Source organism: Pseudoalteromonas sp. A757 (assembly GCF_004103285.1).
Taxonomy (GTDB): Bacteria; Pseudomonadota; Gammaproteobacteria; order Enterobacterales; family Alteromonadaceae; genus Pseudoalteromonas; species Pseudoalteromonas galatheae.
Genome location: NZ_QNQN01000065.1, coordinates 137,077 through 156,188, shown reverse-complemented (window position 1 = coordinate 156,188; position 19,112 = coordinate 137,077). Strand labels below are relative to the sequence as shown.

Here is a 19,112-nt window from a genome sequence, read left to right as displayed (position 1 = left end):
TGCTTAGTGATACATTGATTTAGAGAGATTTGATTTAATTGATATTCTGCTTCTGGTAGACTCGATGAGTTATATTAGGAGTTGCGTGTGCCACATAAGTTCTCAGTTAAGATATTAATTCATCTCTTATTATTATTTTGCGGATTGTGGGCAAGCTACTTGTTCAATGTAGCACAGGATGAAGAAAGTGTCCTTGTACAAACTAAAACTAACCTAGAAAAGCTCAATAGCTATATTCAGGCTGAGTTTACTCGCTATCAAGCCATCCAAACTCAATTGAGTCTAAGTACGTTGGTGCAATCAGGCTTACAGCAAGCAAGTACGAAAGACACCAATGAACTGGACAGGTACCTTCAGGACATCCAAATATCCAGTGGTGCGTCAGACGTTTACCTGTTAGACCTCAGTGGAACTGTGATTGCGAGCAGCAACTGGTATTTGCCGCATAGCTACAAAGGCAGTAATTTTGCCTTTCGCCCCTATTTTTACGAAACAATCGAGGGCAACGAGCATGTTTCTTTCGCGCTCGGTTTGCGTTCCAAAACCCGCGGGTTTTATTTTGCTAAGTCTGTCTACAAAGACGGAACACTTGTGGGCGTTGTGGTGATGAAGGTTAACGCCAGTAAATTTGAGTCTGATAAAGCCCAGCTTGATACAGGAACTGATAGTCATTTCTTAATCGTGGACGGCAATAATATTGTGCTGGCATCTGATGTTGAGCAGTGGCGGTTAGCCTCGTTAGGGGAATTGTCCCCTACAAAGCGCAAAGAAATTGAATCCTCAAGGCAGTTTGAAAATGAATCTCTGTTTCCGATTGATTGGCGCGTACTTTCACCAACCAGAGTTAAAACTTCATCTCATGGCAGCGACGCGCTGATGCAAAAGAGGCCGCTTAACAAGCAATATACACTTTATTTGCTGCATGATACTGCGCCCATCAAAGCAGCGCAATGGCCGCGGCTTGGGGTAACCGCACTGATATTAATCATACTCTTCGTTGTTGTTGAGTACACTTTGAGTAAACTGACAGGATACAGGCAGCTGCTTTTCAGCCAACGCAGTCTAGAGGCTGAGGTTGCCAGCCGCAAGCAAGCGCTCGAGCAGGCCCAAGATGCACTTATTCGTGCTGCTAAGTTGGCGACTATAGGGCAGCTCAGCGCCAGTATTAACCATGAAATCAATCAACCACTTAGTGCCATGAGTGCATATGTTGCCAGCGCTAAACGGTTGGCTCAAAAGGGAGATGTGAGCAAAGTAGTCGAAAACATGGTACTGATCCAATCTTTAATCACTCGGGTGCATAAAATCGTGGCGCAGCTAAAGTCTTTTAGCCAGCATCATGATAATAAAATGCTGGTGGCCAACCTTAAACACTCAGTAGATAACGCCTTGGTTATAGTTGGACCTGAACTCAAACGCTACGGTGTAGCAATCCAAAGTGAGGGGCTTGCGTGCAATATCTGGGTTGACCCATTTAAGTTTGAGCAAGTTTTGGTGAATATTTTGAGTAACGCGTGCCAAGCCATTGTTGAGCAAGATAACAAGTGTATTTATATTCGCGCCGTGGAGCATGAAGGCAAGATCCAGTTGTCTATTATTGACTCAGGCGAAGGGATTAAGCAACATGCATTATCCAACATATTTGAACCGTTCTACACCACTAAATCAGGTAATGGCTTGGGCTTAGGGCTATCCATTTCAAAGCAGATCATTGAATCATTTCATGGCAAACTCAGTGCCCATAATCATCCTCAAGGTGGTGCCGAGTTTTTAATTAGTTTACACACAAAGAATCCGCAAAATGACTGAAGAGAAAACACTGTTAATCATCGATGATGAACAAAGTATACGAGATGCACTAAAGCAACTATTCGAAATAGAAGGGTACTCAGTGCAATGTTTTTCCAGTGCGGCGCCTGCACTAAAAAAGCTAACTCGTCAGTTTCAAGGTGTTGTGCTTTGTGACATCAACATGCCCGAGATCAATGGTATTCAATTTTTAGAGCAGGTAATGCAGTTTGATTCTGAGTTACCTGTGGTATTTCTAACCGGCTTTGCGGATGTTGAAGTGGCGGTAAAAGCCATTCAAAAAGGGGCTTACGATTTTTTTGAAAAGCCTGTGTCAGAGCCGCTACTTGATTGCATAGAAAGGGCGCTTGATAAACGCCGGTTGGTGATGGAAAACCGACAACTCAAAGCGCAGGTCAAGAAAAAGTCTGCGCCGGGCGTGCGGATCTTAGGTGAGACAAAACAAATGCAGCAAATGCTACATTTGCTTGATGCCGTAATTGATACCCCAGCTGACGTACTGATTGAAGGTGAGACCGGTACTGGAAAGGAGTTGGTGGCGCGATACTTACATGACCATAGCGAGCGCTCAAATCATAACTTCGTTGCCATCAATTGCGGTGCCATACCAGAAGAACTGATTGAAAGTGAATTATTTGGTGCCAAAAGTGGTGCATTTACAGGGGCTAAAGAGTCTCGCGAGGGGAAGTTTTCTTTTGCCCAAGGCGGCACGGTTTTTTTGGATGAAATCGAAGCCATGTCTGCGGCTTTACAAGTGAAGCTGCTGCGCGTTTTAGAAGAAAGAAGCGTTACGCCTGTTGGCAGCAACACCGCGATAGCACTGGACATCAGGGTGGTTGCAGCGACAAAAGTGGATTTACAAACTTTAGTCGCGCAAGGTAAATTCCGCTCGGATTTATTTTATCGTCTTAACCTCGTCAAAGTAATGATCCCATCACTTCGTTCCAGAAAAGCTGATATTCCGCTGCTATATAAACACTTTAGCTCCATTGCCGCCACTCGCTTTCATAAACCTATGCAGCCTGTTAGCCCTGAATTAGAGGCGCAGCTACTGGCACAAGATTGGCCTGGAAACGTGCGAGAGCTGAGAAACCACGCCGAGCGCCATATTTTACTCGGTGGTGCGATGACTGCGAATAACAACATACAGAGCAATTTGTCTGATGAAACGTTGAGTTTGGCTGAGAAGGTGAGCTACTACGAGCAATCGTTAATTGAAGAAGCATTGGCGCAAAGCCAAGGCAGTATTAAAGATGCGATGAATTTGCTAAAAGTACCGAGAAAAACCTTGTACGATAAGATGAGCAAGTATGGATTAAATCGCACTATGTTCACCAATGATGATGGGTGAGTTTAGTGACACTATATAGATTTAAGTGTGTGGAAAGCCGCACAATTTAGCTGGTGTTAATCTTTTGTTTTAATTTATATATCTGATTTATATCAAAAAATAAACTCTGGTCTCAGAATTGCGTTGTCTTTAGCGACAATAATCAAAAAATGAGACAAGTTATGACAGCAAGTAAATCTTTAGTGGCGGTGGCAGTTGCCAGTGCAACGTTATCAGCCTCTGCGCTAGCCGCAGACTACAGCATTTATGGTAAAGCAGAAGTTCAAATTGCCAACACCGACAAAGGGGTGATGCGCTATACCAAAGAGGGCACACAAATTGACGCGCCATTTTCAAGAATTGGTGTAAAAGGTACTCACGGCTTATCAAGCGATCTAAAACTCGTCTACAAATATGAAGTACAAGTTAAAGGTTTTGAACACGACGATACCACCGAGCCATTTTCAGCAAGGAATACCTATGTTGGCCTTGAAGGTAAATTTGGTACAGTTTTAGTGGGCAGGAACGACACGCGTTTTAAGTTCAGTGAAGGTAAAATCGATCAATTCAACGAAACCCAAAGTGATATTGCCCAAGTGCTAGCTGGCCAAGACAGAGTTGGTGATTCAATTACCTATTCTTCACCTAAATGGAACGACTTTTCTTTTTCTCTGAGCTACACACCTAAAGACGACGCGAGCAACGATGAAACCGGATTTGCAGCAACCGCAATTTATGGTGACCGAGCATTAAAAAGTAAAGATTACTATGTTGCCTTAAGCCATACAGACAGTATTGGTAATTTAGTTGCTACACGTATCGCAGTGGCTTATAAGTGGCAAAAGCTACAACTTGGAGCCATTATCCAAGATAGCGAAAATCTAGCGAAAGACAAATCAGGAAATGGTTATGTACTAAGTGCAAGTTATCAACTCGACGATAATTGGCGTCCGAAACTACAGTTTGCCAAGGACTCAAGCGGATTACGTCACAGCGAAGATGCAACTCAGTGGACGCTAGGTACAGACTATATTTTTGATAAACAAACTAACTTATATGTGATGGCAACGCAGCTCGACCTTGAAACGCAAGACGATACTAGCATCGCAGTTGGCTTAAAATACAAGTTTTAAAGGCTCAAGACAATGACAGAAGAGAATAAAAAAACGATAAAAACGCAGCTGTTTCTGTGGCTTGGTCCCTTAGTTATGTTAGTGATCTGTTCGGTTGAGCCACCATCTGGCATGTCGGTTGAGGCATGGAGAACCGCTGGCTTAGCGTTTTGGCTAGCCTCTTGGTGGATAACGGAAGCAGTACCTATTCCAGCAGCCTCTTTATTACCCTTGGTTATTTCGCCTTTGGTTGGCATTGCTTCTATTAAAGCGGTCGCCGCGCCCTTTGCGCACCCTTTGATTTATCTATTCCTTGGTGGATTTTTGCTCTCGATTGCCATGGAAAGGTGGGGGCTGCATAAACGTATTGCGCTGAATACGATGTTGTTCGCAGGAACTAAACCAAGCATACAGATCTTGGCGATGATGGGCGTGACAGCATTTTTGTCCATGTGGATGTCGAATACGGCAACGGCGGTCATGATGTTACCTATTGCGCTCTCGGTTATTCACTTGGTGAAAGAGCAGGGGGGAGATAGCCAGAGCTTTGCCAAAGCGCTATTACTTTCTATCGCTTATGGTGCAAGCATTGGCGGCATTGCAACCTTAATCGGTACGCCACCAAATGCGTTAATGGCAGCGTATTTATCAGACAGTTATCAAATTGAGATTGGTTTTGCCACTTGGATGATGATTGGTGTGCCTCTGTCTTTGGTGATGCTGGCATTTGCTTGGTTTTGGTTGACCAAAGTGACTTACAAGGTCGATAAAGAAGAAATTAATGTTGATACTAAGTCGTTATTTACTTCCCAATTAAAAGCACTAGGAGAAATGTCTCGTGCGGAGAAAGGGGTTTTTGCGGTATTTATTTTAGCGGCAGTATGCTGGATCTTTAGGCCGCTAATTGGTGATGTTACGGGTCTTAAATTGTCAGATACTGGCATTGCAATTGCGGCTGCACTGTTACTCTTTGTTCTTCCAGCCAAGTCGGGAAGTGACGAACGTATTTTAGATTGGGAAAGCGCGGCTAAGGTGCCTTGGGGTATCTTGCTATTATTTGGCGGTGGTTTATCACTAGCAGCACAGATCAAATCTTCAGGACTTGCCGATTACATCGCTAACTTACTTGCGGGCGCGGATGCCATGGGCTTAGTACTTGGCGTGCTTGTTGTTGCCGCACTTATTACATTCTTAACGGAAATTACCAGTAATACCGCAACGGCAGCAGGCTTTTTGCCTTTACTTGGTCCGGTGGCTGAATCAATCACAGGTTCACCTTTAGCTTGGGTTATCCCAGCTGCAATCGCGGCCAGTTGTGCCTTTATGATGCCCGTTGCAACACCACCAAATGCCATCGTATTTGGCTCGGGTGAGATTAAAATTAAAGACATGATAAGAGCTGGATTTGTTTTAAACTTGGTCGCGATAGGGCTAATTACAATTGTTACCTTGACTTTGGCAAGGAGCATACTAGGGTTTTAAAGTTGCCATTCTCCACAGGCTGTGTCCATCGAAGGGCAACTCGGTCATACGCAGCCTGTCTCTATAGTAATACCTAGCTTTTTGAAGATAGACCCGTTGTTTTTTCCTTGCTATATTCGAATTAGACATTAGCAGGACCTGATAATGATTGAAGATAATACCAGCACCCTAATCGCTACATTTACTCAGTTAAAAAGTCGCTTTAACCAAGAACCTTATCCCGCGCTTGAAAAGCGTTTACGCCTATTAACCGAAATAAAATCACGCATGTTGCAGCGGCAAGATCAATTAGTCGAGGCGGCAGATCAGGATTTTGGTACTCGGAGTCGATTCGATACCGTGATTGCAGACATCATGCCTTGCATCAATTCGATTGATTATATCGCGAAGCACCTGCGCAAATGGAGCAAAGTGCAGCATCGTTCACCCGGTGCGCAGTGGCTACCATCTAAGGCAAAAATTGAGATTGTGCCAAAAGGAGTCGTGGGCGTGATAGCCCCGTGGAATTATCCAATTCAGTTGGCGATTGTTCCCGTGATTACCGCCCTCGCCGCTGGTAACAAAGTTATGCTTAAGTTAAGCGAGTTCACTCCCAAGGTGAATACGGTGATAAGAGCCATTTTTAAAGGATTGGACAATGAAGTGTGCGTCATTGAAGGCGGGCCTGATATTGCATCAACGTTTACTGAACAGCCATTCGATCACTTGCTATTTACAGGCTCAACAGCAGTTGGCAAAAAGGTGATGGCGGCTGCGGCTAAAAATCTCACGCCGGTCACCTTAGAGTTAGGGGGGAAATCACCTGTTATAGTGCTTGATGACGCCGATATCAGCGGCGCTGCGATGAGCGTGTTAATGGGTAAGCTCTCAAATTCAGGTCAAATCTGTGTTGCACCAGATTATGTATTAGTGCACGAAGAAAAATACGACGTATTTATTACTGAGCTAAAACAGCACTACGAAAAAACATATAAATCGAAAGTAGGTGTAAAAAACCAAACTTCAATTATTAACGACAGACAATTTCAGCGCTTAAATGACATTATTACTGATGCCAGAAGTAAAGGCGCGAATGTGTGGCAAGCTGAGACCGCACGCGACAATCGTCAGCTCCCTCTGCATATCATTACCCAGGTCAACAGAAGTATGAGGGTGATGCAAGAGGAGCTATTCGGAACGATTTTGCCCATTCTAAAAATATCCAACTTAAATGATGCAATGAGCCACATTAGAGACGACACCACACCACTTGCGAGCTATTTGTTTACGCAATCTCAGGGCGCCATAAATAAAGTGTCAAAGGAGCTCGCAACGGGTACTTTAGCTATCAACGAAACCATAGTGCAGGTGGCAGTTGAGTCTTTACCCTTTGGTGGCCTAGGTCACTCTGGTATGGGTCAATATCATGGCGAAGAAGGCTTTTATACCTTTAGCCATAAAAAGCCTATACTCCAGTCTAATAACACTAAATGGCGCAACAAGATGCTGCTTAGCCATTCAAAGCTGCTTACAAAGCCATTGGAGTGGCTCTTTTTGAGGAAAAAGTAGTATCGAGCTATTTAGATGCTGCTATATTATTGCTTTAGTTAGGTTTAAAGCTAACATGGCTCTAAAGTTAGGTTCGTGATTAGCTGCATCCCTTGAACTTCCGGTGTACAACTAATTTACAGATTTAAAAAGAAAACTTTTAATGAGGAATTGTAGGCTGAGCTGACACAAAACTGGGGCTATTAATGCTCGTTGTCTTCGCTATCTAATTTCTCACTTTCTTGCTGGGCTGCGATTTTCTCACGCTCTGCTTTTGAGATGTAGCGCGGTTTGTTGCTTTTGTGGAGCTTAGCATTAGCACGCTTGTCTTTTTTCTTTAGGGTTTCGTAAATTTTCTTTTTGCGGTTCATTTTCAAAGACCATTATGAATGAAGTGCTAGTTTACCTTAGTGTTAGCAGATTCAACAATGATAAAAAGATAGGCTTTTTTAATACAAATATCGAAGGAAATAAAAAATGGAATATACGTTAGTGAAAACCGCGACCTATAAAGGGTTAATCAAGGAGGTTAATGAACTAATCAAACAAGGCTGGATCCCTCAAGGAGGAGTCATGGAAGATCAAAATGGTAGATGTTTACAGGCAATGATTAATACCAATTGAATTAATTCTCTAATCAATTTGAAGGGTGAAATAGCATAAAGGCCTCTTATGAGGCCTTAGTTAATCAACTTTTTTCTTAATCTAAACTTAGACTATTTAGTGCGTGTTTCTGCCACGTATTTGCCGGCTTGAATCCGCTCGTAAATACTATTAGCGAGTTCTTTTGCTTGTTCGATTTGTGAAGGGGAAAGCTGTTTTTCGTCGAGCACTCGGCTCTTTGTGGCTTCAGCATAACCATTAAACTCGGCTAACGTGTTCCATACGTACGAGCGTTCAATACTTTTCTCGACTCCCAAGCCCTGAAAATACATGAGTGCTAAATTAAACATGGCTAGGGTGTAGTTGTTCGCGGCGGCTTTTTCATACCAGTTAAGTGCGTGGCGGTAACTTTGCGGTACACCGTCACCGTTTGCATACATCAGCGCTACGTTAAATTGCGCGGCTGGCATGTTTTTGTTTGCCGCTCTAGTCATTAATTCAACGTATTTAGAACGGTCTTTTTTAACACCGCGACCTTCGTCATACATGACTGCGAGCGCAAACATCGCATCGGCTTCACCAAGTTTAACTGCTTGTTGAAATAACTCTGCCGCTTTACGTGGATTTTTGATGACACCGTAGCCGCCTTCGTACATCACACCGAGTTGATATATGCCTGGGGCGTAATTCATTTCAGCTAAATAATTGAATTCTTGTAGTGCTTCTTCGAACCTGCCAGCATTGAGTGCATCTATGCCTTCTTCCAATCCAGCTGTTGCCAACGGTGCTTGGCTTAACAGAGCAATGGCGATACATGCTTTTGAAATCCTGCCTAACATCATAGACCTCCTTAAGGTAGCTATGCTAACTATGTTGTTAGTTATTCTAATGCCAGAAACACAGATTTACAAAATACAAATCTAAAATCGCAGATACTGCGTTAATATAAGGTAATAAAAACAAAAATTGAGGCAATGGGATGAAGAAATTAATAGCACTGGCGCTATGTTTACTGTGTTTGGCTGGATGTAGTCAAAGATTGGCCTATAACAACTTAGGATGGTTAGCGAGTTATTATATTTCCGATTATGTTGAGCTGACGGATGAGCAAGAGGAAAAGCTGGAGGCTGATGTAGAATCTTTGGTTGCGTGGCATCGACAGTCAGAGCTACCAAAATACAAATTTCATATCCAATCACTATTGAAGCGCTGGCAAACCATGACGGAGAGTGATTTGGTAGATATGGTGTATACCACAAGAAACTATTGGTATTCCGTCGTTGAAGCCGTATATCCCAAGTTAGAAACACACCTAAATTCGCTTAACCGTGAACAGCGAGAAATGCTGATAGCCAACATAGAAAAAGAAATGTTGGATGATGACTGGGAGGAAGGAGACCAATTTAACCGTTATGAGCGTTGGCTTGGTGATTTGAGTAATAAACAAAAGGAGCTTATTAACGAATATTATGAACAAGGCGAGTTTGCGCGTCAGGTTTGGCGTGCACATGAACAGAGGCGCTTTAGCCAGTTTAAACAAGCCATGTTATTGAGCGGCACTGAGCAGGTTTCACCTAAACTGTTGCAGCAAGCAATAGTCACTACACCCGCAGCGCTGCCCGAGCGCATCATAGATATTCAAGCAAGGCGAATAAATGAGTATGCAAATCTCGCTGTTAAACTCAAAGACACCATGAGCGACAAGCAAAAGAAGCACTTCAAAGAAGAGCTTGAAGAATTGCTTGAGCTCTTAGAGTCATTGTAAAAAATTAGCCGAGCAGCTTAATTCTGGTTGGCTTATTTGGTTTTGCATACTCTAAGCGATTAATACGCTTGGTACTGTGATACCCGTCTAAACTTGAAATCGCAACACAGTCGAGCGCCTCGATATCAATATAACCGTCTTCGAGTAACGCTTTTTCTTCAACGTGAAGCGATTCAATTTCGCCTATTACTAACTCTGTGTCATTAAGTTTAATGGTTTGATGATCTTTGAGTGCAAGTCCGTATTTTAATCTACTTTCTTTAACGAAAGGAGCAGGGAAATCATTTAAGTACTCTGCGGTTAATCCTGTTTGCTCAAATTCAGATTGACTCTTTTCATATCTGGCAGAGGTTTGATGAGCCGCCATATAAATTTGAATGTTAACTTGATTAATCGTGTATTTTTGCGTCGCTAATATGTTCTCTAGCGTGTGCCTTGGTACGCTATGGGGCCTAAAAATCACGCCAACGAGCGCCGGACTGGCGCCAAGGTGGAACACTGAACTAACAATAGACAAGTTTTCCTGACCTGTCCCATCAACTGTTCCGATTAAGTTAGCGCTTTTGAAACCCGATAATGAATTTATCATCAGTGCGCGGTAACGTTCGTCTAGGGTTTTAATATCGTCACTGGAGAAGTGTTTCATGAAGTGATCACCATTCAATTGATTTATTTTGCCAGTCAACATAGCTCACCGTGCCATCCGGGTGGCTCTTTGCTATGATGCTGCTGAGTTGATCTGCCACAAATTCTGGCGTAAAGAGTTTTTCATCTGGGACATTGGCTTGAAAGGGCTTTGAAAGTGGCGTATCGGTAGTGCCTGGATGGAACAAAATGAGCTTAATATTTTTTGCCCGACGCGCAAGCTCGACAGCCGCGGATTTAAACATCATATTAAGTGCTGCCTTTGAACTGCGATAGCTGTACCAGCCTCCCATCCGGTTGTCACTGATACTTCCAACACGGGCAGAGAGTGCAGTAACTACACATGACTGTTTCCCTTTAATGGTCGGCAATAAAGCTTGTAACCAAAGCATGGGGATCATGGTATTGATGTTGAAAAGTGCCATGCTGTAGCCGAGATCAACATCCTCAAGCTTTTTCTCTGGGAATTTATCAAACTCGTCATGGAGTAGCCCATTAAAAATGGTGACACTTTTAACCGTGCAGTCAAGCTCAAATATTTGTCTCCCAACTTTCTGGATCTGTGCCTCGGAGTAATCGCACTGAAAGTGCAGGGCACTCGCTTTTGAAGCCGCTTTAGCTTGCCGAGACACGGTGATTACTCTTACGTCGGAATTCTGCTCGACTTGCGTTTTTACAAAGGCTCGCGCGATCGCAGAGCTTGCGCCAATGACTATAATTGCGGGGTTAGTCACGATTGCAATCTCCACTATTTTGCATGCTGCATTGACTTGGGGACAAAAGTTTAGAAATTTTCATTCTATGTTTTGCAAAAAACAAATAAAGCCAGTCTGCAATCTTGCGAATTATTGGTAGCCTAAGTAATTTAATCCAGCGATGTTTACCGACTTGACCCCAAGCCGCTGCGGTAACATCCAGCCCGATAATAAGCTTGCCTTGGCTATCGTAACCATGGAGCTTTGCCATTGCTGCTTCACGCGATATCTCAGGAAACTCAGTATCGAATCGGGTATCGTGAATGTTCACCAAATCAATGCTATTGTGTTTATCAAAACGTTTAAGTTCATTCATTTCCCTCATACACAGCGGACAGTTACCATCGTAAAATACAATCATTCGCTCACTCGAATAATACTTATCTTTGTCATGTTGTTACGTTAACGTCTTGAAAATAGATCGTTCGCAAATCAATTTATTCTCGGTATAGTGGAGTTCGAGTATCTTTTCATCAAGGAGATTGTATGACTGAGCAATACGCAAGCCTACGTAGTAATGTGAGCCTTTTGGGGCAGATGTTAGGACACATTATTCAACAAGCGCAGGGTCAAGAGACGCTAGACAAAGTTGAAGAAATTAGGCACCTAGCAAAATCCTCTAGAAGTGGTAATGATTCAGATAGGCAAGCGCTGATTGACACATTACGTAGCCTAAGCGATGAAGCGCTACTTCCCGTTGCTCGCTCATTTAATCATTTTTTAAACTTAGCGAATGTCGCAGAACAATTTCACACCATTTCAAAATCGGGCTCTCCTGACGGCGTGATGATCGAAGTCGATAAGGCGCTTGATGAGTTGCAAAGTAAAGTTGATTCTGGCGCACTGGCACTTAACGAAGTTGCAGATGTAATAAGCAAACTAAAAATCGATTTGGTGCTAACCGCTCATCCGACGGAAGTAACACGCAGAACTATCATCAACAAACACGTCGAGCTGAGCGAATGTTTAAAAGTGCTTGAGGTGACCTCTGGTGAGGATCCTGTTTACGATGAGGTTATTGACCGCATTGAGCAGTTGATTTCACAGGCGTGGCACACCAGCGATATAAGAGAAAAGCGACCTACGCCACTGGATGAAGCAAAGTGGGGGTTTGCGGTTATTGAAAATAGTCTTTGGGAAGCCGTGCCAAAGTTTGTTCGATATTTCAACGCCCAAGTGAAAACGCGATTAAATTTACAACTACCCGCCAATTTTAGTCCTATTCAGCTCACTTCTTGGATGGGGGGCGATAGAGACGGCAACCCGTTTGTTACTTCTCATGTGACGCAATCTGTGCTTGATCATGGCCGCTGGATGGCGCTTGATTTATATCGTCGCGATCTAGAAATTTTGGGCGCAGAACTCTCTATGAGTAATGCGTCCGAAAGCTTTATAGCGCGAGCGGACGGCAGTAATGAACCTTATCGTCATGTGCTAAAGCAACTACGCGCTGAGGTCGAAGAAACCATTGCAGCATTGGAATATAAAATCAAAGGCACACCTTCTCAATATCAGGACAAGATTAAGCAGGTCTCACAGATAAGAGAGCCACTAGAGGCATGTTATCGCTCACTAGTTGATTGTCGTATGGCTAATATTGCTGATGGTTTGTTGTTGGATGTATTAAGACGAATTGACTGTTTTGGCGTGTCTTTATGTAAGTTAGATATTCGCCAAGATTCCGCCAGACATACCGAAGTGTTTTCTGAATTAACGCGCTATTTGGGTCTTGGCGATTATGCTCAGTGGCAAGAAGCAGACAAGCAAGCCTTCTTATTAACCGAGCTAAGCTCAAGACGACCGTTACTGCCGCGTCATTGGCAACCTTCTTCCAATGTTCAAGAGGTGCTAGAAACATTTGCAACGATTGCGGATCAAGACCAAAACGCACTTGGCATTTACATAATCTCAATGGCGCAAAGTGCCTCAGATATTCTCGCCGTGCACTTATTACTCCAAGAAAGCGGGTGTAAATTCAACTTACCGGTAGCGCCGTTATTTGAAACGCTGGATGACTTAAATAATGCACAATCAGTGATCAGCGGATTATTTGAGAACACTTGGTATAAAGGCACGATTGGTGCCAAGCAATATGTGATGATCGGCTATTCTGACTCTGCAAAAGACGCAGGAATGATGGCGGCAGGGTGGGCGCAGTATGATGCAATGGAAAAGTTGGTTAATCTTGCTGATGCCAAGGGCGTTGAGCTGGTGCTTTTCCATGGCCGTGGGGGGACGATTGGCCGTGGAGGTGCGCCTGCTGCACAAGCGCTGAGATCTCAACCGCCTGGTTCGCTAAAAAGTGGTTTGCGAGTAACCGAGCAAGGCGAAATGATCCGCTTTAAATTTGGTTTGCCTAAAGTCGCGATGCAAAGTCTATCCATTTATACCAGTGCGATTTTACAAAGTAATTTGTTGCCACCTCCTCGACCTGAACCTAAATGGGTAGAGGTAATGGAGACGATAAGTGAAGCTTCCTGTAAAAAGTATCGCAGTATTGTTCGAGAAAACCCTGATTTTGTTCCTTACTTTAGAATGGCAACACCAGAACAAGAGCTGTCTAAGTTACCACTAGGCTCACGGCCTTCTAAACGTAATCCAAACGGCGGAGTAGAGAGTTTGAGGGCGATTCCATGGATTTTTGCATGGAGTCAAAATCGCTTGATGTTACCTGCTTGGCTGGGGGCGAAAGAAGGTCTTGAAGCCGCCGTAGAAACGTTTGGTAAAGACATGCTGCAAGAAATGAGTGCAAAGTGGCCATTTTTTAGAACCCGTCTAGAAATGCTCGAAATGGTATTCTGTAAAGCCGACCTTTGGCTCAGCGAGATGTATGATGCAAGTTTAGTCAGTGATGAGTATAAAGGTTTAGGTGGTGAGTTGAGAGACAACTTGCAACAAGCCATCGAGCTTATTCGCGGCCTTGCGCCAGAGTCATCGCTGTTATCACAGCAACCTTGGATCAAAGAATCAATCGGGTTGAGAAACCCTTATACTGATCCACTTAACTTGTTACAAATTGAACTGTTAAAGCGGGTGCGTGAAGAAACCAATCATGATTTGGAACTGGCACTTATGATCACGATGACAGGTATAGCGGCCGGTATGCGCAACACGGGTTAGTGCAACAATTTGAACAATCTATTTTTGTAAAATTTTACATTTATAAGCATAGTAGCTACAAAACCAATCCTAATGGGTTGGTTTTTTTAGTTTGATTGGTTTTTTATTAGTATATTTATTGACAGTAATTCTCATTGATTTAAAATGCGCGGCTGGTTTAACCAGTCGTTTTATTTGTTTTATTCAAGAATTGTCGGTTGATAGGTCTACGATACATGCACAAAATTTCTACTAGTGTCACATTTGATGAGTGTAACGATCTAATTATGATGAAGGTCAGAGGTGTTGCGAGTGCAAACGATGTGGTCTCAGCATACGAGAAAGCAAATCTATATGCTAAAAAGCATAATAGTAGTAAAGTACTAGTGGATGTCAGTGAACTTGAGCATCGCTTTGCTGCGATCGATATTGTCAACATAATGCCAAAAGTTGCACACAACATTGGCAACATGCATATTGCAAGGGTTGTTGGCTTTGAAGGTTATATGCATGATCTTTTTCTTCAGAAAATTAAACGTTTTAATATCAGCGCTGAAAACTTTGAGTGTTTTAAATCTGCAAGAGAATGGTTGAGTCGGTTGTAACTCTTGCGTAAACTATCCTGCCATAGATAAACATGACAACAATATGGCAAAGATAGAACCATCAATAAAAAGTGCGTTAACGCAATACGCCACTGCACATCGTGGGATAATTAGTTATTCCCAGTTAACACAATACCAAAATCGCTTTAATTTATCTGATCTCGAGCTTGAAGCTGCTCTGCTTGAAGTTGCTGCTGAGTTTGCTACACCTCCTATTTCGCAATTTTATGTTGGTGCCATCGCGTGGGATGATAAATCTCATCAAGCGTTTTTGGGGGCGAATTTAGAGTTCTCACACCAAGCACTTTCTTTAGTTGTTCATGCTGAGCAAGCGGCAATTAACAATGCATGGTTAAATGGTGCAATTGAAATCTCTAAAATGACGATCAACGCCGCGCCTTGCGGGTTTTGTCGCCAATTTATGAATGAACTAAACACCGCAAAGAAACTTGAGATTTTATTGCCGACAGGCAAAACCTCGCTCTGTGATTTGCTGCCGACTTCCTTTGGTCCGGACGATCTGGGTAACAGTGAAAAACTTTTTTCTCAAACACATCATTTAGCTGAGGATAAAGCTTTGCCTGAATTAATTAGTGCTGCGCTTTATCATCATTATCTTAGTGCTTATTGTCCCTACACACATAATCAAAGTGCCGTGGAAATTAAACTAGACAGTGGCGAGTGTTTTTATGGACGTTATGCTGAAAATGCGGCTTATAATCCAAGCTTGTCACCATTACAAAGTGCACTAAGCCAACTAGCGATGTCGGGTAAAGTATTATCTGAGGTAAATGTGGCAGGGATCACTTTGCTAGAAAAGCAAGGCTTTGCAAATCAGTTGCAAGTAAGTCTAGCGGTGTTACAGGCATACAATGCTGAGCATTTACTAACACATATAGAGATTGAGTAATCACTCAATCTCTATATCTTCAGCGATTATTTCGAAAGTAAGATTTCAGCTGCTTTTAGCACAGCTGTGACGGCTTTCTTTTCAACAGCTTGATGGTCAACGTTGGGGATCTCTTGGCGTGTTCTGTTTACTAATACACCTGCAAGACATGCGGACTTCAATCCAAGTGCTGCACACATGGTAAACAATGTCGCAGATTCCATCTCATAATTCATCACGTTAAGCTTTTGCCATTCTGCACATAAACCCTGATACGCCTTTCTAACGTAGCCTGAGTATGTGTCATAACGTTCTTGCCCTGGGTAGAAAGTATCACTAGACGCCGTAATACCGACATGATGGGTAATACCTAATGATTCACAGGCTTGTACCATAGCGGCTGTAGTGTGGAAATCAGAAACCGCAGGAAACTCAATTGGCGCAAAATGCTGGCTAGCGCCATCTAAACGCACTGATGCCGTACTCACCAATATATCACCTTCATTGATATGTGGTTGAATTGCGCCAGTTGTACCTATGCGTAAAAAAGTAGTGATGCCAAGCTGCGCTAACTCTTCTACTGCAATTGACGTAGATGGGCCGCCTATACCAGTTGAGCAAATTACCACAGGACTTTCATTTAAAAACCCAAGGTAAATATGAAATTCGCGCGTTTGTGCTAAGCAGACAGGAGAATCGAGATATTCAGAGATGCGTTTTGAGCGCTCGGGATCACCCGGAACAATTGCCAGTGAAGCGCCTTGTAGGTCGGCTTTCGTAAGACCTAAGTGAAATACCTTTTCCATAGTAAACCTTAGTTATAATTAAAGCGTAATGTTTATAGTTAACGGCTATCAAGTACAGGACAGATGTCCTATTTAAGCGTGAGGTGTTTAAATTATACCAATCGTATTAAGTAAATGAGCGATTTTGAAGTGGGGAAATAGTGTTTAGTAGCATGCTCTTGCGTCCTGCCACTGACAAGCTATCTACATCCGTATAAGCAAAGAAAAGTTTTTCTAATCATTTGTTTTAATTAAAAAACTTAAAACACGCTTATATGATAATTTACCCTTCAAATTGGTTGGAGAATTAAAGCGGTTAGTATTATAACTCACAATAGCTTGCGGGATTGTCGATGTTCCACTAAACCTTAACATGAGAGCAACAATGAGGAATGGTTATGCCTGCTACACATTCTATAAATAAAGACAACGAATTTGCACGTTGCTTTGAGTGCAACAAAGTCCCGGTCATGGCACCGTTTCACTGGCTCGCATTAGCCTTTAAAGATATTGCGAATGCGCCATTACTTAGCCTAGTGTATGGACTTATTTTTACCTTGATCCCCGCCTTTATCATGTGGTTAGTATATCAATCAGGAACTCACCTGGTTATTTTGCCTGCTGCGGTTGCCTTCGCACTTATTGGACCTGCTTTCGCAGCAGGTTTGTATGATGTCGCGTGGGAGTTAGAAAAGGGTCATAAACCAACGTTAACACATAGCCTTAAATCTATGTTTCGCAATCCCGCTGGTGAATGGGGGTTTGCGGTGCTACTAATGGTCATTATGATTGTTTGGATGCGCTTGGCAGCACTCATTCATGCGCTATATCCTAATGTTCCTAACCCAACGTTTGAACAGCTTTCGGCGTTTTTAGCCCTCGGCTCAATTGTGGGGGGCATTTTATTGGTTTGCGTATTTGCAATCTCAACATTTACCCCACAAATAATGATGGAGCGTCGAGTCGATATCATGACTGCGGTCATCAGTTCAATGCATGCGGTAAAAGAGAATGTCGGCGCCATGGTGGTATGGTGCGGTATATTAGTGTTTTTGGTGATGCTAGGATTTGCAACTGGGACTGCTGGTTTTATCGTTATTATGCCGTTACTAGCGTACGCAAGTTGGCATGGCTATATTGCTGTAATTAAAACAAAAGTTCCACGCCACTACGAATAACTAAACGCCCTCTATGAATAAACAACCGCAGCGCCAACGAGCATTGTTGGTACTGTGGTTGACTTCCTATTTGAACCTGTTATATGTGCTGCAACAACGACCTAACGAACAGGTAAAGCCTTCCAAAAACTAAGTTTGAAATCAATGAAACTCTATGAATTATAAGGTTTTTTATTTTAAATTTATGGTTTTTACGCATTTTAAATCGACCGTATTTTGAATGTGACGCACACTATAATGCGTAATGGGGAAGGTTTTTCTGGATCGCATGATTATGCACTTAAGAGGGGATAGCGATGTCTGAGAGCAAAAAACAATTCCATAAAAAACTTGAGCACTGTTTATGCCCACCGGGAGATGGTGTGTTTACAGTAAACACAGCGAAAGAAAGAAAAGATGCGCTAAGACAAAAGCTATACGGGCAAACAGAAGATATTGATGCTCTTTGGAAAACATCGCTAGAACAGCTGGGCGAAAGTGAGCATAAAGCGGCAATTCTTGGGATTAGTTCAGATTGTGGTGGTGGAATTTTACGCGGTGCCAACTGGGGGCCGTTATTTTTGCGCTCGACATTAATTGAGCAGCAGCCGCAAACGAATGCGTTTGACCTTGGAGATGTGCGTGTTATTCCACATTTACTTCATGATAAATACTTGAATGAAAGCACGATCAGCAACTGTCAAAAAGCACTTTATGCGGATCCTGAGAGTGAATATTACGTGTCACCTTTATCTATTACAGAAGATGTTTGTGATGGTTTTTACGAAAATTATCCAGATAAAGGTGTGTTTGGTATTGGTGGCGACCACTCAATCAGCTACCCATTAACAAAAGCGTATCTTAAAGCAAAGCGTGCTCGCGGTGTAAAAACAGCAATTATTCATTTTGACGCCCATACGGATTTACTTGTCGAACGCTTAGGTATCGATTTATGTTTTGGCTCTTGGTGTACGCATATCCTAGAGTTCCTGCCTGCACCACACCACTTAGTGCAATTTGGGATCCGCTCTAGTGGCAAACCTAAATCTCATTGGGAGTCAACGTTTGGTGTTAAGCAGCATTGGGCTCATGAAATTAGGGAGCGTGGTGCACAAACGATTGTTGAAGAAGTTATTACACAGTTAAAGGCTGATGGCGTTGAAGAACTTTATGTCAGCTTCGATATTGATGCACTAGATGAAGAATTTGCTTCTGCAACAGGTACTCCTGAAGCGGGTGGTATGACTCCTGACGAAGCGATGCTAATTCTACAAGCGCTGCGAGGCGAGTTTAAAATCACAGGTGCAGACATGATGGAAATTGCACCATTTACCGATAGCTCCCTCGTTGGTCAAACAAGCTCAGAAACGACGCTCAAAGAAGGCGCCAAGTTGAGTGCATTTTTAATTGATGCTATCAACAATAGCTAACGCAATTAAGTAACTAAACAGCTCTGTGATAGGCGTGGGGATCCATGTCTATCACTCATTCACTTCAATAAATTACCCATAATACGCTTTTTAAAGAACCATTCAGCCTTTTTAAAAAT

18 protein-coding genes are annotated in these 19,112 nt (G+C 42.8%); 12 read left to right on the top strand and 6 right to left on the bottom strand.

Annotation, left to right across the window (positions count from 1 at the left end; all coding sequences use genetic code 11):
• Positions 1-87 precede the first annotated feature (87 nt).
• The 5 genes from DRB05_RS09135 (at position 88) to DRB05_RS09115 (ending at position 7,281) form a co-directional block, all read left to right on the top strand.
• Positions 88-1,809: a cache domain-containing protein gene (locus DRB05_RS09135; protein WP_128726667.1), complete on the top strand. Its 1,722-nt coding sequence runs from the start codon at positions 88-90 to the stop codon at positions 1,807-1,809.
• A complete protein-coding gene (locus tag DRB05_RS09130) occupies positions 1,802-3,160 on the top strand; it encodes a sigma-54 dependent transcriptional regulator (RefSeq protein WP_128726666.1) in 1,359 nt (452 codons plus the stop codon). The genes DRB05_RS09135 and DRB05_RS09130 overlap by 8 nt, the downstream gene beginning before the upstream one ends.
• Before the next feature lie 161 nt (positions 3,161-3,321).
• Positions 3,322-4,272, top strand: a complete 951-nt coding sequence (locus tag DRB05_RS09125; protein ID WP_128726665.1) for a porin — start codon at positions 3,322-3,324, stop codon at positions 4,270-4,272.
• Positions 4,273-4,284: 12 nt separating this feature from the next.
• Positions 4,285-5,733, top strand: coding sequence for an SLC13 family permease (locus DRB05_RS09120; protein WP_128726664.1), 1,449 nt, complete (start codon positions 4,285-4,287; stop codon positions 5,731-5,733).
• A 144-nt stretch (positions 5,734-5,877) separates the two neighbouring features.
• Positions 5,878-7,281: a coniferyl aldehyde dehydrogenase gene (locus tag DRB05_RS09115; RefSeq protein ID WP_128726663.1), complete on the top strand. Its 1,404-nt coding sequence runs from the start codon at positions 5,878-5,880 to the stop codon at positions 7,279-7,281.
• Between the two features lie 182 nt (positions 7,282-7,463).
• Here DRB05_RS09115 and DRB05_RS09110 read toward each other — a convergent pair whose 3' ends face one another.
• Entirely contained in the window at positions 7,464-7,631 is a 168-nt protein-coding gene (locus tag DRB05_RS09110) for a DUF2986 domain-containing protein (protein WP_128726662.1), read from the bottom strand.
• 106 nt (positions 7,632-7,737) lie between these two features.
• Here DRB05_RS09110 and DRB05_RS09105 point away from each other — a divergent pair, with 106 nt between their 5' ends.
• Positions 7,738-7,884: a DUF1737 domain-containing protein gene (locus DRB05_RS09105; protein ID WP_095729633.1), complete on the top strand. Its 147-nt coding sequence runs from the start codon at positions 7,738-7,740 to the stop codon at positions 7,882-7,884.
• Between the two features lie 92 nt (positions 7,885-7,976).
• Here DRB05_RS09105 and DRB05_RS09100 read toward each other — a convergent pair whose 3' ends face one another.
• A complete protein-coding gene (locus DRB05_RS09100) occupies positions 7,977-8,702 on the bottom strand; it encodes a tetratricopeptide repeat protein (RefSeq protein ID WP_128726698.1) in 726 nt (241 codons plus the stop codon).
• Positions 8,703-8,842: 140 nt separating this feature from the next.
• Here DRB05_RS09100 and DRB05_RS09095 point away from each other — a divergent pair, with 140 nt between their 5' ends.
• The gene (locus DRB05_RS09095; RefSeq protein WP_128726661.1) at positions 8,843-9,628 is read left to right on the top strand and encodes a DUF6279 family lipoprotein; all 786 of its coding nucleotides are present in this window, start codon (positions 8,843-8,845) and stop codon (positions 9,626-9,628) included.
• A gap of 4 nt (positions 9,629-9,632) precedes the next feature.
• Here DRB05_RS09095 and DRB05_RS09090 read toward each other — a convergent pair whose 3' ends face one another.
• From DRB05_RS09090 to DRB05_RS09080, 3 genes are read right to left on the bottom strand one after another with little or no spacing between them, the layout of a single operon-like run.
• On the bottom strand, positions 9,633-10,274 hold the full coding sequence (locus tag DRB05_RS09090) for a flavin reductase (RefSeq protein ID WP_128726660.1): 642 nt from the start codon (positions 10,272-10,274) through the stop codon (positions 9,633-9,635).
• Positions 10,275-10,281: 7 nt separating this feature from the next.
• A complete protein-coding gene (locus DRB05_RS09085) occupies positions 10,282-11,007 on the bottom strand; it encodes an SDR family NAD(P)-dependent oxidoreductase (protein WP_128726659.1) in 726 nt (241 codons plus the stop codon).
• On the bottom strand, positions 11,000-11,389 hold the full coding sequence (locus tag DRB05_RS09080) for a DUF393 domain-containing protein (RefSeq protein ID WP_128726658.1): 390 nt from the start codon (positions 11,387-11,389) through the stop codon (positions 11,000-11,002). Before DRB05_RS09080 ends, DRB05_RS09085 begins: the two co-directional genes overlap by 8 nt.
• 125 nt (positions 11,390-11,514) lie before the next feature.
• Between DRB05_RS09080 and ppc the strand changes: the two genes are divergently transcribed.
• The 3 genes from ppc (at position 11,515) to cdd (ending at position 15,642) form a co-directional block, all read left to right on the top strand.
• Complete coding sequence (gene ppc, locus DRB05_RS09075; protein WP_128726657.1) at positions 11,515-14,148, top strand: phosphoenolpyruvate carboxylase; 2,634 nt, start codon at positions 11,515-11,517, stop codon at positions 14,146-14,148.
• A 266-nt stretch (positions 14,149-14,414) separates the two neighbouring features.
• Entirely contained in the window at positions 14,415-14,732 is a 318-nt protein-coding gene (locus tag DRB05_RS09070) for a hypothetical protein (protein WP_235956687.1), read from the top strand.
• A 43-nt stretch (positions 14,733-14,775) separates the two neighbouring features.
• Positions 14,776-15,642: a cytidine deaminase gene (gene cdd, locus DRB05_RS09065; RefSeq protein ID WP_128726655.1), complete on the top strand. Its 867-nt coding sequence runs from the start codon at positions 14,776-14,778 to the stop codon at positions 15,640-15,642.
• Between the two features lie 26 nt (positions 15,643-15,668).
• Here the strand turns inward: cdd and udp are convergent, their stop codons facing one another.
• On the bottom strand, positions 15,669-16,427 hold the full coding sequence (udp, locus tag DRB05_RS09060) for a uridine phosphorylase (protein ID WP_128726654.1): 759 nt from the start codon (positions 16,425-16,427) through the stop codon (positions 15,669-15,671).
• A gap of 377 nt (positions 16,428-16,804) precedes the next feature.
• On the opposite strand from udp, the gene DRB05_RS09055 reads away from it, so the two are divergent.
• Positions 16,805-17,584 carry a DUF2189 domain-containing protein gene (locus DRB05_RS09055; protein ID WP_128726653.1) on the top strand — a complete coding sequence of 260 codons (780 nt, stop codon included), beginning with the start codon at positions 16,805-16,807 and terminating at the stop codon, positions 17,582-17,584.
• A gap of 296 nt (positions 17,585-17,880) precedes the next feature.
• Complete coding sequence (locus DRB05_RS09050) at positions 17,881-18,993, top strand: arginase family protein (protein ID WP_128726652.1); 1,113 nt, start codon at positions 17,881-17,883, stop codon at positions 18,991-18,993.
• The last annotated feature ends 119 nt before the right edge of the window (positions 18,994-19,112 follow it).

Coding starts and splice junctions, on each gene's coding strand:
- DRB05_RS09130 (WP_128726666.1), top strand. CDS start 1,802: ATGACTGAAGAGAAAACACTGTTAATCATCGATGATGAACAAAGTATA.
- DRB05_RS09125 (WP_128726665.1), top strand. CDS start 3,322: ATGACAGCAAGTAAATCTTTAGTGGCGGTGGCAGTTGCCAGTGCAACG.
- DRB05_RS09120 (WP_128726664.1), top strand. CDS start 4,285: ATGACAGAAGAGAATAAAAAAACGATAAAAACGCAGCTGTTTCTGTGG.
- DRB05_RS09115 (WP_128726663.1), top strand. CDS start 5,878: ATGATTGAAGATAATACCAGCACCCTAATCGCTACATTTACTCAGTTA.
- DRB05_RS09110 (WP_128726662.1), bottom strand. CDS start 7,631: ATGAACCGCAAAAAGAAAATTTACGAAACCCTAAAGAAAAAAGACAAG.
- DRB05_RS09105 (WP_095729633.1), top strand. CDS start 7,738: ATGGAATATACGTTAGTGAAAACCGCGACCTATAAAGGGTTAATCAAG.
- DRB05_RS09100 (WP_128726698.1), bottom strand. CDS start 8,702: ATGTTAGGCAGGATTTCAAAAGCATGTATCGCCATTGCTCTGTTAAGC.
- DRB05_RS09095 (WP_128726661.1), top strand. CDS start 8,843: ATGAAGAAATTAATAGCACTGGCGCTATGTTTACTGTGTTTGGCTGGA.
- DRB05_RS09090 (WP_128726660.1), bottom strand. CDS start 10,274: ATGAAACACTTCTCCAGTGACGATATTAAAACCCTAGACGAACGTTAC.
- DRB05_RS09080 (WP_128726658.1), bottom strand. CDS start 11,389: ATGATTGTATTTTACGATGGTAACTGTCCGCTGTGTATGAGGGAAATG.
- ppc (WP_128726657.1), top strand. CDS start 11,515: ATGACTGAGCAATACGCAAGCCTACGTAGTAATGTGAGCCTTTTGGGG.
- DRB05_RS09070 (WP_235956687.1), top strand. CDS start 14,415: ATGATGAAGGTCAGAGGTGTTGCGAGTGCAAACGATGTGGTCTCAGCA.
- cdd (WP_128726655.1), top strand. CDS start 14,776: ATGGCAAAGATAGAACCATCAATAAAAAGTGCGTTAACGCAATACGCC.
- udp (WP_128726654.1), bottom strand. CDS start 16,427: ATGGAAAAGGTATTTCACTTAGGTCTTACGAAAGCCGACCTACAAGGC.
- DRB05_RS09055 (WP_128726653.1), top strand. CDS start 16,805: ATGCCTGCTACACATTCTATAAATAAAGACAACGAATTTGCACGTTGC.
- DRB05_RS09050 (WP_128726652.1), top strand. CDS start 17,881: ATGTCTGAGAGCAAAAAACAATTCCATAAAAAACTTGAGCACTGTTTA.